Raw genomic sequence first — 12956 nt, 5'->3', positions numbered from 1 at the left:
AGCCGGTACTGCGCCCACAAGGCCCGGCGGGCGACCTCACGCTGTCCCCACCGGCAAAGCCCCCGTTTGGGTTACAACCCTACGCCCGTCGGCGACCGCGCGTGACCGCCGTTGAGCGATAGGGCTTTCGGGGGCAGCATGGGGGCATGATGTCCTCGCCACACTCCTCTCCACCCTCTCCACCCTCCTCACCCGCGGCGTCCCCCGTGCCCACTCCTCGCGTCGGCGTTCCGGTTTCGCGTCTCGACCGTTTCCCGGACGGGTCGGTGAGGGCCAATGGGTTCGAACTCGACGGCAAACTCCACGGGCACTGGGAGTGGTTCCGCCTGGACGGTTCGCTGATGCGCTCCGGAGAGTTCGACCTGGGGCATCAGGTGGGAATGTGGCGCACCTGGGACCGCGCCGGACGACTGGTCAAGGAGACCTCGTTTGGCTCGTCGACCCCGACTCCAGCCGGGCAGCGTCACCTGGACCTGCCGGGACCCGTCGGATCCGGCACCGCGAGTCCCGCCCCCAGGTGACGCAATGGCGGGTACCGGGCCGGCTTCCGGCTGATTTCTGAACTGAGCATCCGTTACCCGCGTAGCCCACGCTCGGCCGACAGGGGTGCGCCCGCGGGACTGTCCGCCGAGGGACTCTCTCGCTGCACGAGCTCGGGCCCGAACACGGAGAAGAGCGGGAGTGGATGACGGAGGCCACCGCGATGGCCTGCACGAACGCGGCGACGAATGTCGCTCCGAAGACCACCGCCATGTTGCCGGTCGCACCCGGTTCCTCCGTCGGCCCCTCGCCCACGAGCTTCCGCCTGAGCGGAAAGAAGGTCTTCGGCCCGAACCAGATCGCCCCAGCGACGAAGGCGGCCAGCGTGGCCACGAGAAAGGCCCACAAGTTGAGCTCGGCTCGAAACTCGGCATCGTCACCTGAGGTTGGTCGGGCTGGGGTTATCGGGCTGCGATCACATCAACAGGGCGAGCACGAACTGCAGCACCACCACGCCGGCCGTTGCCCCGGCCAGCGCCAACGCTGCAACGACGAGGCCACGGCCCCGCGCTCCGGCGGGGATGACCCTGTATGCCTGCAGGCTGAACATGAGCCCGACGGCACCGACGACCAGCGCGGGAACCGGATACACCACGGCGACGATGAGCCCGAGAGCCGCCACCCAGAAACCGGGCAGCCGGCCAGGCGTTTTCGTCCAGTCCGACTGCGGGGCGCCCAACGAGAGCAGGCGATTGCCGTCCATTTTCGCACGAGGGTCATTCACTTTGGAGCTCCTTCGAGGGCCCGTTGGACCGGTTCGGCCGCGACCACTCTTCCCTGCCATTGTCCAGCATTCCGTTTGTCTCGCATTCCATTCGTCCCGCATCCCATTCGTCCCGCATCCGCCGGGCCGGCGGTCAACCGATCAGGCACGGCGGCGGCCGGCGGCGGCCTCCCGCTCCAACGGGGTGACGGTCGCCAACGGAATGTTGAGGAAGTCGACCAGCGGGGCCAGCGCCTCGAACCGTGCGACGACGGCGTCGACGAAACCGTCGGTGAGCGCGGCGTCCCCGGGCAAGCGGGCGAACAGCGCCCAGCTGCGAACCCGCAGCAGGTCGGCGGCTGGATGCTCGGCGGGAAACCCCTTGGGCGCACGGAGGAGCGGCCGGCCCTCCAGCGGCTCCGCCAACCGCACCACGGGCGGCGCAGCGAGCAGGCTGCGCATCTCGTCGTGGTGGTCGAGCAGATACTCGCGGATCGCGTGCAATTGCGGCGCACCCGGCGAATAGGCGCCGGCGGCGACCATCACGCCGTGCACCCCCACCTGCAGGAAGAACCCGGCCCCGCTGGTCTTCTCCAGCCCCTGCCGGGGCCAGTTCGCCGCCAGATGGGTTTTGTACGGGGTTTTGTCGTTCGAGAACCGCACATCACGGTAGATCCGTAACATCGCCTTCGGCGCCGGACGCCGATAGTCGGGCGCGAAAGCGTCCAGACGGAGGTTGATCGCGTCGATCACCTCGAGCATCCGGGCCTTCAGCTCGGTCTCGTATAGACTCCGGTGCTCCTCGAACCAGTCACGGTTGTTGCGGTGCTCAAGCTCCTCGAGAAAATCGAATGCCTGCTCGCTGAAATGGGGGCCCACCGGCACGCTCCTTCGGTCACGTCCGTCCATTCTCTCGCGTCCGACGCCGAGCGTGTCGCCGGCCGTGTCGACGGCCCGTACCAAGGCCGGCCCGACGGTTACTTGGCTGCCTTGGCCGCGGCTTTGGCCGCTCGTTTGCTCTCCCGTACCTTGCCCAGCGACTCCGGGTCGACGATGTCAGCCACCGACCGCAACGAGCCCTCCTCGCCGTACGGGGCGGATGCCTCGCGCCAGCCTGGTGCCGTGACACCGAGCCGCTTGCCGAGCAGGGCGAGGAAGATCTTGGCCTTCTGCTCACCGAAACCCGGCAGCGCCTTCAGCCGGCGCAACACCTCGGCACCGTCGGGGGCCGTCCCGTCCGGGGCAGTCCCGTCCGGGGCAGTGCCGTCCGGGGCAGTGCCGTCTAAAGCCGTGCCGTCTGAAGCAGTGCCGTCTGAAGCAGTGCCGTCTGAAGCGGTGCCGTCCGGACCGGCCGCGGTCCAGATGGCGGCCGCGTCACCGTTCCAGTCCTGGGCGACCACGCCGGCCAGGGTCTGCACCCGTGCGGCCATCGAGCCGGGAAACGGTGTACCGCCGGGGTCTGCTTGAAGATCGCGACGAACTCTTCGGGGTCGTACCCGGCGATCACCGACGGGTCGAGGCCGCCGATCCGGTCCCGGATCTTCGCCGGACCGGCGAACGCGGTCTCCATGGCGATCTGCTGGTCCAGGAGCATGCCGAGCAGGAGCGCGAACGGGTCATCGCTGAGGAGGGTGTCTGCGGCGGTATCGCCGGTGAGGTGCAGCGTCATCAGCCCAGTCTCGCACCGCCCGGGCTGATCTGCAGGGTACGCTGCGGGTTGGCAGCGCGGCACCGGGGGTCCACCATGGCGACAACCGGAGTGCCCCATCCGAAAGCACCGTGCAGCGCGGGTCCCGGTCAGAGGAGGGTGACATGTTCGACATCCCTGCGGGCAGCGTGATGCGCAGCTGGACCGGGTGGATCAGGCCGGAGGATCGTGAGGCCTACGCGGGCTATCTGGAGCGCACCGGGCTGGCCGACTACAGGTCGACCCGGGGCAATCTGGGCGCCGCCACGGTGTTCCGCGACCTGCCGGACGGCCGGTGCGAGGTGCGCACGGTGTCGTTCTGGCGCGACTACTCCGATATCGTCGCCTTCGCCGGCGACGACATCAACATGGCGGTGTTTTATCCGGAAGACGACGGGTTCCTCATCGATCGTGACTTCACGGTGGCTCACTTCGATGTGGCCTGATGCCCCTGGTACTTCGACGCACGCTTCTTCGACGCACGCGCTCCCGTTTCTGCAGGTTCGGGCCGATCATGGCTGTATGGATGCCGTCGACGCCCTCTCCGAGATCGCCTTCTGGCTGGAGCGCGACCTCGCCCCGACCTTCAAGGTGCAGGCGTTCCGGCGGGCCGCCACCCTGATAAGCGACCTCGACCCCGCGGAACTGGCCGATCGGGTGCATGACGGCCGGCTCCGGGCGATGAAAGGAATCGGCGACCGTACGGCGGAGGTGATCGGGCAGTCGCTGTCCGGCCTGCCCGACTATCTCGACAACCTGCGCCGGCGCGGCGCCGAACCCCTCGCCGCCGGCGGTGTCGAGCTGCGCGACGCGCTCCGTGGCGACCTGCACAGCCACAGCGACTGGTCGGACGGCACCACGTCGATCGAGCTGATGCGCAAAGCGGCCCGGCTGCTCGGCCGGGAGTACCTGGCGCTGACCGACCATTCCCCCACTCTCACCGTCGCGCACGGTCTCACCGCCGACCGGCTGGAGGAGCAGCTCGGCGTCGTCGCCGACCTCAACGCGGACCCGCCCGATGGGGTGCGGCTACTCTCTGGCATCGAGGTCGACATCCTCGAGAATGGGCGGCTCGACCAGTCCCCCGCGCTGCTGGCCCGGCTCGACCTGGTCGTTGCCAGCGCGCACTCCAAGCTCCGCGTCGACTCGATCACCATGACCCAGCGGATGCTCGCCGGCATCCGTGACCCGCACACCAACGTGCTCGGCCACTGCACCGGGCGGCTCGTGACCGGGTCGCGCGGCACCCGGCCACCGTCGGCCTTCGACGCCGAGCGGGTGTTCGCCGCCTGCGCCGAGAATGACGTGGCTGTCGAGATCAACTCCAGGCCGGAGCGGCAGGACCCGCCGGCCGACCTGATCACGCTCGCGCTGGAGGCCGGCTGCCTGTTCACTATCGACTCCGACGCGCACGCGCCAGGCCACCTCGACTTCCTGGCCTACGGCGCCGAACGTGCCGCCGCAGCCGGGGTACCCCCGGAACGAATCGTGACAACCTGGCCGGTCCAGAAGCTGCTGGCCTGGTCGCGCGCCGGCCGCTGAGAATCCCGCGGCACGGCCGGACCGAACCGCGCCAGCACCCGGTCAGGATGCTTCGATAGGTTGGATGCCTGCCACACCGGCTGCCCCGGCAACTCACGAGGAGCTCCATGCCCATCACCGTCACAGGCGCGATCGCCCGCTCGAAGGGGGCTCCCGTCGAGCTCACCGACATCGTCATCCCCGACCCGGGGCCCGGCGAGGTCATCGTCGACATCGAGACCTGCGGTGTCTGTCACACCGACTTCCACTACAAAGAGGGCGGCATCAACGATGACTTCCCGTTCCTGCTCGGCCACGAGGCCACCGGCCGGGTCAGCGTGATCGGTGACGGCGTCACCCATGTGGCCGTCGGCGACTTCGTCGTGCTCAACTGGCGCGCCGTCTGCGGCGACTGCCGCGCCTGCCGGCGTGCCGAGCCCTGGTACTGCTTCAACACCTTCAACGCGACTCAGAAGATGACCCTGGTCGACGGCACCGAGCTCAGCCCGGCGCTGGGTATCGGCGCGTTCGCCGAGAAGACCCTGGTGCACGAGCGCCAGTGCACCAAGGTGAACCCGGACGCCGACCCGGCCGCCGTCGGACTGCTCGGCTGCGGCATCATGGCCGGCATCGGCGCCGCCATGAACACCGGCAACGTCACGCCGGGCAACTCCGTGGCCGTGATCGGCTGTGGCGGTGTGGGCGACGCTGCGATTGTCGGCGCCAAGCTGGCCGGCGCGAGCAGCATCATCGCCATCGACCGGGACGCCAAGAAGCTGACCAAGGCCACCGAGTTCGGCGCCACGCACACCATCGACTCGTCGAGCCTCGACGAAGACGGCGTTGTGGCGGCGGTGCAGGCACTCACCGGCGGCTTCGGCGCCGATGTCGTGATCGACGCGGTCGGCCGCCCGGAGACCTGGCGGCAGGCGTTCTACGCGCGCGACCTGGCCGGCACCGTGGTGCTTGTCGGGGTGCCGACGCCCGAGATGATGCTGGAGATCCCGCTGCTGGATGTGTTCGGGCGCGGTGGCTCGCTCAAGAGCTCCTGGTACGGCGATTGCCTCCCCGAGCGGGACTTCCCGATGCTCACCGAGCTGTACCTGCAGGGCCGGTTGCCGCTGGGCGATTTCGTCAGCGAACGCATCAGCATCGACGAGATCGAGGCGGCGTTCGCCACGATGGCGGCCGGCGACGTGCTGCGTTCGGTGGTGGTGCTGTAATGCGTGCGCGCATCGAGCACCTCGTCACCGAGGGCAGCTTCGACCTCGACGGCGGCAGCTGGGCGTTGGAGAACAACGTCTGGATCGTCGGCGATGACACCGAGTGCGTCGTCATCGACGCCGCCCACAACGCCGAGGCGATCCTCGCGGCGGTCGGCGACCGCACGCTGCTGGGCATCCTCAGCACGCACGCGCACAACGACCACATCGGCGCCGCCGGCGCCGTCTCGGCCGCCACGGGCGCGCCGGTCTACCTGCATCCGGACGACCGGATGCTCTGGGACGTCGTCTACCCCGACGCCGCGCCGGGCCGTGACCTCGCCGGCGGGCAGCGCCTCGCCGTCGCCGGGATCGAACTGCAGGTGATCCACACCCCGGGGCACTCCCCCGGCTCGGTCTGCTTCAGCGCGCCCGACTTACGCACCCTTTTCAGCGGCGACACGCTGTTCCACGGCGGGCCGGGTGCCACCGGACGCTCGTACAGCGACTTCCCCACCATCATCGAGTCGATCACGGGCAAGCTGCTCACCCTGCCGGCCGACACCGTCGTGAACACCGGGCACGGCGAGTCCAGCACCATCGGCGCCGAGGCTCCCGACCTGCCGGCCTGGCTCGCCCGCGGGCACTGACAGACGCACAGATAAAACACGCACCGACGCAACGGGTCACACCGACTGGCGCGGTTCCGGGCGTCCGCCCTCGGACTCCCTGGCCCGGTGCCCGTAGTACTCGCCCGTGGTCACCGACCGGTATGACGCCGTCACCATCTCCTCGAGCACGGCGAGGTCCACCTTCGCCAGATCGGTGATGTACAGGCAGCCCACACCGGTCTTGTGCGGGCCGAGCCGGGCGAGCTCGTCGGTATGGGCACCCAGGCCGTCGGCAAAGTAGATCGACATCGACGCCTTGCGCGGCGAGAAGCCGGCCGCTGCGGCGTCGCCCTCTCGTCCGCTCTCGTACCTGTAGTGGTAGCGACCGAACCCGATGATCGACCCGGGCCACAGCAGCGCCGGCTCATTGGTGATGCGTCCGAACCTCTCTAGCAGTGTTTCCGCGTCCCGCCGCCGGGTGGCGCCAGGGACGGCGTCGATGAAGGCGCGCACCTCATCATCGGTGGCCTGGTCGTCGGTGACCTGGTCGTCGGTGGCCTGGTCGTCGGTGGCCTGGTCGTCGGCGCAGTCAGCTGGGGTTTGGGTTGCCATGCCCCCCACGGTAGCGCCAGCCGCCCGGCCCGGCCAGTGCCGACACCAGCCGGCGGATGCCCGTGCGGGTGCGCCCGACTTCCTTCGTAACACTGCTTCTGACGAGGGCTTTTTTCGGCGAAGCTCGTTACCAGGGCATCGAACGCCCCGTTCGCTGCCCCGATCGCGGTGTGCCGGAGAGGCCAGGGAGCAGCCTGCAAAGCCGTCTACGCGGGTTCGATTCCCGCCATCGCGTCGCTCACACGCCGGGGCCTCTGGAGCGGCCCCGGCGTGCGCCGAGCGTTCGGTCAGTCGTGCAAGATCAGTCGTGCAGAATCAGGCATGCTGCTCGGTCTTGGCCAGCTGCCTGGCGAGGTCTTCCGGCGACAGGTTGGCGTCTCGGAACGCATCCGTCAGCGGCAACTGCAGCCGCAGGTCAGTACCCAGGCAGAGCGCCGCGCTGCCGCTCTTCAGCTTGAAGTCAAGTACGTGCCCGCCCCCGGTTCGGTCGTCGGTGATGAAGTGGGTGTGGCAGCCGGGCACGCCGATGCCCTGCTCGTAGAGCGGGGTGCGAAAACCCACGAGGGAGCCGGAGACGTCGTGCAGCTCGACGATGGCGTCCTCGTCGGTGGCCTCCACCATTGGTCGGTACGGCTTCTCCTGCTTCACGACGGTGCGCATCCGGATCCACTCGAAGTCGCCGTCGATACGCAGCGCGTACATGTAGTTCTCGGATGCCGTCATGTGGTCGATGAACGCGGATGCCTCGGAGCGAACCACGTTGTCGGGCAGCTGGCTCTCGATGTGCGGCACGAAGTTCGTCACCACGGCGTACGGCGTGTAGGCACCCAGGTCGGCCTTGGTCACGCCCCCGTCGGCGCGGAGCTGGTAGCACTTGCCGTCGACGATGAGCATCTCGCCGTCAAGCCCGTTGAAGGTGCCGATGCCGAAGCTGCCGTGGCCGAGCAGGTCGCGCACCGTCATCTCGCCCTCGTAGACGCCGTCGAGCAGGGCGCTCATCAGGCTGGTCTGGAAGATCTCGTGCCTGGTCACCGTGAAAGCGGGGGCGGTGATGTCGTTCACAGCAGCACGTCGCTTTCCAGGTCGGCCATCAGTTCGTCGCGATTGTTGCGGTAGTCCACCCGCACGTCGATGATGCTCGGGCCGTCATCGTTCATCGCCTGCGCGAGAACCGCGGCGAAATCGTCCAGGTGGGTGACTCGGTAGCCATGGGCGCCAAACGATTCGGCGTACTGAACGGCGTCGTAGTCGCCGAGCTGCACGCCGGAGGTGCGGCCGTACTTGCCCTGCTGCTGGAACGCGACCATGTCGTAGGTGCCGTCGTTGAAGATGATGTGGGTGAACTTCGAGCCGAGCCGCACCGCGGTCTCCAGTTCCATCGCGGAGTATAGGAACCCGCCGTCGCCGGACACCGACACCACCGGGGTGCCGGGGCGCACCAGCGTTGCGGCGATCGCCCAGGGCAGGGCGACGCCGAGGGTCTGCTGGCCGTTGGAGAACAGCAGGGTGCGCGGGTGGTAGGTGCGGAAGTGCCTGGCCATGTAGATGTAGTGCGAACCCACGTCGCAGAGCACCGTTGTGTCGTCGGGCAGGAGGGCGCGCATCGCCAGGGTCAGTTCGGCGGGGTGCACACCCTCGGACTCGTCGTCACGGTGCACGGGCACGTCCGCCTCGGCCAGGCGGGCCCGCTCGGTGGCCACGACCGCCGACGCGGATGCCGACAGGGTGAGGCCGTCGATCTCGCGGGCGAGCGCATCCATCGTCTCGGCCACATCGCCGCGCAACTCGACCGTGGGACGGTAGTAGTCGTCCAGGTCGGCCGACAGCTCGTCGAGGTGGATGATGCGGCGCAGATGGTCCTTGTTCCACTTGGACGGTTCGTATTCGACGAAGTCGTAGCCGATCGCCAGGATCAGGTCGGCCTTGTGCAGCAGCACGTCGCCGGGCTGGTTGCGGAACAGTCCGACCCGGCCGAGGTAGTGCTCCTCGAGGTCGTGGGAGATGACACCCGCGGCCTGGAAGGTCTCGACGACGGGGAGCTTGGCGGCGCCGAGCAGCCGGTGCAGGGCCGCGACTGCCCGGTCGGAGCCGGACCTGGCGCCGGCGAGGATCACCGGGAACTGCGCCGCGTTGAGCAGGTCCGCGGCCTGGCGGACGCTCTCCGCCGGGGCGGCGCCGAGCTGCGGCACCCAGTGCGGGGTGGTCATCGACACCGTGGTCGAATCGGTGAGCACGTCGTAGGGCAGCACCACGGCGGCGGCGCCCTTGGGATCCTGCACCGCCTGGCGGAAGGCATTGGCGATGGCCTCGGGCACATTGTTGGCGACGCTGACCTCGCCGGCGGACTTGGCGACGGCGGAGAGCATGCCGACGGCGTCCATCGACTGGTGGGTGCGCTTGAGCCGGTCGCCGCGGGAGACGGCGCCGCAGATGGCGACCATGGGGTCGCCCTCGGTCGTGGCGGTGAGCAGCCCGGTGGCGAGGTTGGCGGTGCCGGGGCCGCTGGTGACGAGCACCACGCCGGGTTCGCCGGTGAGGCGGCCGACGGCGGCGGCCATGAACGCGGCGTTCTGTTCGTGGCGCACCACGATCATCTGCGGGCCGCCATCGAGGAGGGCGTCGTAGACGGGGTCGATCTTGGCGCCGGGAACGCCGAAGACCCACTTGACACCGTAGGCCTCGAGGCATTCGACCACCCGGTCGGCCGAGCGGCGGGGTGAGCCGAGCGCGCCGAAGCCGGAGGTGCCGACCTTTTCATCCAAGACCGATGAATCCTGAGCCATGCCGTGCCTCCTGTAGCGGGTGAGCGCCGTGTGGTGAACCGGCGTCTTCCTCCACTCTGCCCGCTCGATCGATAACGAACAACGCCAATACCGGATGCCAATCATCTGCCAATCAGATGAGTCGGTGGGATGATGGAGGTATGGACCTCAGGCAGCTCGAATTCTTCAGCGCCGTCGCCGGCGAGCTCAACTTCACCCGGGCGGCCGAACGCCTCACCATCGCGCAGTCTGCCGTGTCGGCCGGGGTACGGTCCCTCGAGAGCGAGCTCGGGGTCGAGCTGTTCGACCGCAGCCGTCGGCAGATCCGGCTCACCTCCACCGGCGAGCTGTTGCTGCCCAAGGTGCGGGAGGCCCTCGATGCCGTCAACGAGGTGCGGGATGTCGCGCAGCAGTCCACGCACGCCATCACCGGATCTATCGTGATCGGGCTGATGACCTCGGTGACGCTGGTGAATGTGCCGCGGCTGCTCGGCCTCTACCGCAGTGCTCACCCGGGCGTGGGCGTGCGGCTGCGGGCCGCCCGGCGGGGCTCGGCCGACCTCGTCGACGAGCTGGCCAGCGGCGAGCTCGACCTCGCCTTCCTCGCCCTCAGCGGACCCGTGCCCGCGACGCTGTCGGCCGTTCCGATCGCCTCCTCCCCCATGGTGCTGGTGGTGCCCGCCGGGCATCCGCTCGCCGCGGCCGGTGGCGTTCAGCTGGCCGACCTCGGCGGGCAGGAATTCATCGACCTGCCGCCCGGCTATGCCAGCCGGCAGATCGTGGACGACGCCTTCGTCGCCGCCGGAATGGAGCGCCGGGTGATGATCGAGGTCTCCGACATCGGCACCGCCGCCGAGTACGTCACCAACGGTCTCGGCGTGGCCCTGCTGCCCGAGTTCGCCGCGCACGACGCCCTCAACGTGCGCCGCATCCCGGTGGTCCATGTGCCCGACTTCACGGTCTATCTGGCCGCCGCCCGCAAACGCCGGACCTCCGCCGCAGTGCGCGCCTTCGTCAACCTGGCCCTCTCCGGCGAGTAGCCGTCCCGGACCGTCCGCCCGGCGCGGCCAGATTGCCCCACTGTTCCCGTTCCGGACAAGTGGTCCCGGCACACCGGCACCAATTGTCCGCATGGGGACCAGTCGGGCTGTCGCGGGCGGGAGCGCCTGCCTTTCATGCAGGCAGGTTTGAGTCTGGAGGTGCACCCGTGACACTCGAGGTGACACCCGCCCACAGCTTTGAGGACATGGCCACCATGTTCGCGCCGAAGAACCCCGAATCGTCTGTCTGCTGGCCCCTGTCCTGGTAGTTGCGTTCGAAGGAGAACCGGGCGCTCACGGGTACCGCCAGAGCCGACAAGGTGCGGGAGCTCTGCGTCCGGGAGCGTGCCCCGGTTGCGTATTCGCCCACATCGACGGACCTTACCCTTAGCGATCGGCCAATAGCCAGATCGCAGCACGATTATTGGCTGGCACCTCCCCCGGATGCCGTGGCGGTGTAACGCGCGGCGAGGTCGCCGAATGCTGTCGCGAGTTCGGGCGGGCCGACGACCTCGATGGTGGTATCGAACCGGCCCAGCGCCGCAGCCAACGCCACCCACGACCCAGGTGGTCGACTGTTCCGAGCCTTGAAGCACGCGCGGGGCGAAGCGGTCAGCGCGGAGGTCGGCCGTAGCCCGGTGATCGCCCTGCTTCAGGGCAAAGCCGAGGACCCGGCCGGCGGCGTTCTCACTAGCGCCGTATCCTGCCCTACCTCGAGCAACGCCGCGGCGCGGCGCCGATGGGCATCCAGGGTGCCCGGGTCCATGTTGCCCAGCAGGGATACGACCATCCGGGTGCGCGGGTTTGCTGCGAAGACGGCACGGTGATCGTCGATGAACGTCCAGTACAGCCCGTCCCAATCGGGCATCCACTCACCCGGCGGCAGGTCGGACATCTTGCGCAGGTAATTGCTGCCGGACACATAGGGCTTGGTGGTGATCTCGTCCCCCGCCGCAAATTGGCTCATCGCGTACACGTTGGGCACCATCACCCAGTCGTACGCGTCGATGAACATCTCCATGAACCACTCGTGGACCGCGTCCGGGCGGATGCGCAGCAGCGCCATGGCGTTGCCGAGCACCATCAGCCGTTCGATGTGATGGGCGTACCCGGTGTCGAGCACACGGGAGATGACCAGGTCCACCGGCGCCAGCCCGGTTGTGGCGTCCCACCAGCCGTCGCCGAGTGCGCGCTGGTGATCGAGCCGGTTCGAGGTGCGCATCCGCCGCCCGCTGGTGCGATAGGTCGCCCGCATGTACTCGCGCCAGCCGATCACCTGCCGCACAAACCCCTCGACCGAGGCGAGCGGGGTGTCGTCATCGGCACCGTCGAGCACAGCCTGCACGACATCTCGCGGGTCGAGTAGCCCGATGTTCAGCGCCGCGGTGAGCAGGCCGTGGTTGATGAACGGATGCGTGCTGGAGATCGCGTCCTCGTAGGGCCCGAAGTCGTGCAGGCGCTCGCGCACGAACTCCTGCAGGTGCGCCCGGGCTTCGTCGGCGCTGGTTGGCCAGGCGAACAGGTGCGGGTCACCCGGCGCGTCCGGGAACTCGGTGTTGACCCAGGCAATGGCCCGGTCGACCTCTGGCGGCACCGGGGTGTGGTCGGTATCGCCCATCAGCGCGTCGAGGTCGAAGGCCCCCGCCTGGTGCAGGACGGGATGGCTCGCGAACCGGCCGACAACAGGGGCCGTGTACCCGCGCGGCAGCTTCTTGCGGTTCTCGGCATCGAATGACCATTTGCCACCCACCGGCTTGCCGTCGTCGACAAGGATCCCCAGCCGGCGGCGTTGCCACCCGTAGAAGTCCTGCATGCGGGAGCCGTTGTGGGCGAACCAGTCGTCGATCTGGGCCCGGTCGGTGAGGAAGTTCGGGGTCTCCAGCACGTCGTCCGGGCGCATGCGGTAGCCGCCGTCGGCGAGCCCGGCAAACAGGTCCCGCTCGAGCCAATCGTCGACAACGTCGAACCAGGTCACCCGTGCCGGGTCCCTGCTTTCCACGAACTCGGCCAGCTGATCGCGGGAGCTTCGTGCCACATCAGTCTGGAGCTCGACGACCTCGTAACCCTGCTCGCGCAGCCGGCCGGCGAAACGAGCCAGCGACGCGCGATGCAACACCAGCTTGTGCGAATGAAACCGATACTGGCGAAAGAGCAGATCGTGCTCGATGAGCACAAAAACGGTGTCTCCGGAGGCCTCGAAGTGTTGTTCGAACAGCTGATGCGGCAGAACGAGACGCACATTCGGGCCGCTACTCATGGTGCCAACCATAGACGGGTC

At 68.6% G+C, this 12956-nt stretch carries 15 protein-coding genes; 6 read left to right on the top strand and 9 right to left on the bottom strand.

The genetic code is table 11. The annotated features are described in order from the left end of the window. The first annotated feature begins 206 nt into the window (after positions 1-206). Positions 207-521, top strand: coding sequence for a toxin-antitoxin system YwqK family antitoxin (locus BJQ95_RS05120; RefSeq protein ID WP_205750033.1), 315 nt, complete (start codon positions 207-209; stop codon positions 519-521). Here the strand turns inward: BJQ95_RS05120 and BJQ95_RS19490 are convergent. The 4 genes from BJQ95_RS19490 to BJQ95_RS05105 all read right to left on the bottom strand — a co-directional run bounded on the left by BJQ95_RS19490 (position 415) and on the right by BJQ95_RS05105 (position 2673). Next, positions 415-873, bottom strand: coding sequence for a DUF1761 domain-containing protein (locus tag BJQ95_RS19490; protein WP_165384854.1), 459 nt, complete (start codon positions 871-873; stop codon positions 415-417). The two genes, BJQ95_RS05120 and BJQ95_RS19490, sit on opposite strands and share 107 nt — an antisense overlap. 82 nt (positions 874-955) lie before the next feature. Beyond that, positions 956-1264: a hypothetical protein gene (locus BJQ95_RS05115; RefSeq protein WP_130176463.1), complete on the bottom strand. Its 309-nt coding sequence runs from the start codon at positions 1262-1264 to the stop codon at positions 956-958. A gap of 141 nt (positions 1265-1405) precedes the next feature. Continuing rightward, positions 1406-2122, bottom strand: a complete 717-nt coding sequence (locus BJQ95_RS05110) for a DUF2461 domain-containing protein (RefSeq protein WP_130176464.1) — start codon at positions 2120-2122, stop codon at positions 1406-1408. A 98-nt stretch (positions 2123-2220) separates the two neighbouring features. After that, positions 2221-2673 (bottom strand): hypothetical protein, encoded by a 453-nt coding sequence (locus BJQ95_RS05105; protein WP_370688371.1) that lies wholly within the window; start codon positions 2671-2673, stop codon positions 2221-2223. Between the two features lie 382 nt (positions 2674-3055). Between BJQ95_RS05105 and BJQ95_RS05095 the strand changes: the two genes are divergently transcribed. From BJQ95_RS05095 to BJQ95_RS05080, 4 genes are all read left to right on the top strand, one after another. Then, the gene (locus tag BJQ95_RS05095; protein ID WP_240694607.1) at positions 3056-3376 is read left to right on the top strand and encodes a hypothetical protein; all 321 of its coding nucleotides are present in this window, start codon (positions 3056-3058) and stop codon (positions 3374-3376) included. A 76-nt stretch (positions 3377-3452) separates the two neighbouring features. Next, positions 3453-4472 carry a PHP domain-containing protein gene (locus tag BJQ95_RS05090; RefSeq protein ID WP_130176465.1) on the top strand — a complete coding sequence of 340 codons (1020 nt, stop codon included), beginning with the start codon at positions 3453-3455 and terminating at the stop codon, positions 4470-4472. Positions 4473-4579: 107 nt separating this feature from the next. Further along, positions 4580-5674, top strand: a complete 1095-nt coding sequence (locus BJQ95_RS05085) for an S-(hydroxymethyl)mycothiol dehydrogenase (RefSeq protein ID WP_130176466.1) — start codon at positions 4580-4582, stop codon at positions 5672-5674. Beyond that, positions 5674-6303 carry an MBL fold metallo-hydrolase gene (locus BJQ95_RS05080; protein WP_130176467.1) on the top strand — a complete coding sequence of 210 codons (630 nt, stop codon included), beginning with the start codon at positions 5674-5676 and terminating at the stop codon, positions 6301-6303. Before BJQ95_RS05085 ends, BJQ95_RS05080 begins: the two co-directional genes overlap by 1 nt. 36 nt (positions 6304-6339) lie before the next feature. Here the strand turns inward: BJQ95_RS05080 and BJQ95_RS05075 are convergent, their stop codons facing one another. From BJQ95_RS05075 to alsS, 3 genes are all read right to left on the bottom strand, one after another. Beyond that, entirely contained in the window at positions 6340-6876 is a 537-nt protein-coding gene (locus tag BJQ95_RS05075) for a DUF1801 domain-containing protein (RefSeq protein ID WP_130176468.1), read from the bottom strand. Between the two features lie 315 nt (positions 6877-7191). Beyond that, positions 7192-7938, bottom strand: coding sequence for an acetolactate decarboxylase (gene budA / locus BJQ95_RS05070; RefSeq protein ID WP_240694608.1), 747 nt, complete (start codon positions 7936-7938; stop codon positions 7192-7194). Next, positions 7935-9659 carry an acetolactate synthase AlsS gene (gene alsS / locus BJQ95_RS05065; protein WP_130176469.1) on the bottom strand — a complete coding sequence of 575 codons (1725 nt, stop codon included), beginning with the start codon at positions 9657-9659 and terminating at the stop codon, positions 7935-7937. Before alsS ends, budA begins: the two co-directional genes overlap by 4 nt. Positions 9660-9799: 140 nt before the next feature. Here alsS and BJQ95_RS05060 point away from each other — a divergent pair, with 140 nt between their 5' ends. After that, entirely contained in the window at positions 9800-10678 is an 879-nt protein-coding gene (locus BJQ95_RS05060; RefSeq protein WP_130176470.1) for a LysR family transcriptional regulator, read from the top strand. Between the two features lie 421 nt (positions 10679-11099). On the opposite strand, the gene BJQ95_RS05055 is transcribed toward BJQ95_RS05060, so the two are convergent. Together BJQ95_RS05055 and BJQ95_RS05050 are read right to left on the bottom strand one after the other, a co-directional pair. Beyond that, a complete protein-coding gene (locus tag BJQ95_RS05055) occupies positions 11100-11234 on the bottom strand; it encodes a hypothetical protein (RefSeq protein ID WP_256041531.1) in 135 nt (44 codons plus the stop codon). Between the two features lie 96 nt (positions 11235-11330). After that, positions 11331-12935: a cryptochrome/photolyase family protein gene (locus BJQ95_RS05050; RefSeq protein ID WP_130176471.1), complete on the bottom strand. Its 1605-nt coding sequence runs from the start codon at positions 12933-12935 to the stop codon at positions 11331-11333. Between the last annotated feature and the right edge of the window lie 21 nt (positions 12936-12956).

Origin of the sequence: Cryobacterium sp. SO1 (assembly GCF_004210215.2) — a bacterium.
Taxonomy (GTDB): domain Bacteria; phylum Actinomycetota; class Actinomycetes; order Actinomycetales; family Microbacteriaceae; genus Cryobacterium.
Note: the sequence above shows the minus strand (reverse complement) of the source record. Positions and strands in the feature narration are given on the sequence as shown.

Excerpts from the sequence above, each read along its gene's own strand:
- BJQ95_RS05105 (WP_370688371.1), bottom strand. The coding sequence starts at position 2,673 with ATGGCCGCACGGGTGCAGACCCTGGCCGGCGTGGTCGCCCAGGACTGG.
- BJQ95_RS05095 (WP_240694607.1), top strand. The coding sequence starts at position 3,056 with ATGTTCGACATCCCTGCGGGCAGCGTGATGCGCAGCTGGACCGGGTGG.
- BJQ95_RS05090 (WP_130176465.1), top strand. The coding sequence starts at position 3,453 with ATGGATGCCGTCGACGCCCTCTCCGAGATCGCCTTCTGGCTGGAGCGC.
- BJQ95_RS05085 (WP_130176466.1), top strand. The coding sequence starts at position 4,580 with ATGCCCATCACCGTCACAGGCGCGATCGCCCGCTCGAAGGGGGCTCCC.
- BJQ95_RS05080 (WP_130176467.1), top strand. The coding sequence starts at position 5,674 with ATGCGTGCGCGCATCGAGCACCTCGTCACCGAGGGCAGCTTCGACCTC.
- BJQ95_RS05075 (WP_130176468.1), bottom strand. The coding sequence starts at position 6,876 with ATGGCAACCCAAACCCCAGCTGACTGCGCCGACGACCAGGCCACCGAC.
- alsS (WP_130176469.1), bottom strand. The coding sequence starts at position 9,659 with ATGGCTCAGGATTCATCGGTCTTGGATGAAAAGGTCGGCACCTCCGGC.
- BJQ95_RS05060 (WP_130176470.1), top strand. The coding sequence starts at position 9,800 with ATGGACCTCAGGCAGCTCGAATTCTTCAGCGCCGTCGCCGGCGAGCTC.
- BJQ95_RS05050 (WP_130176471.1), bottom strand. The coding sequence starts at position 12,935 with ATGAGTAGCGGCCCGAATGTGCGTCTCGTTCTGCCGCATCAGCTGTTC.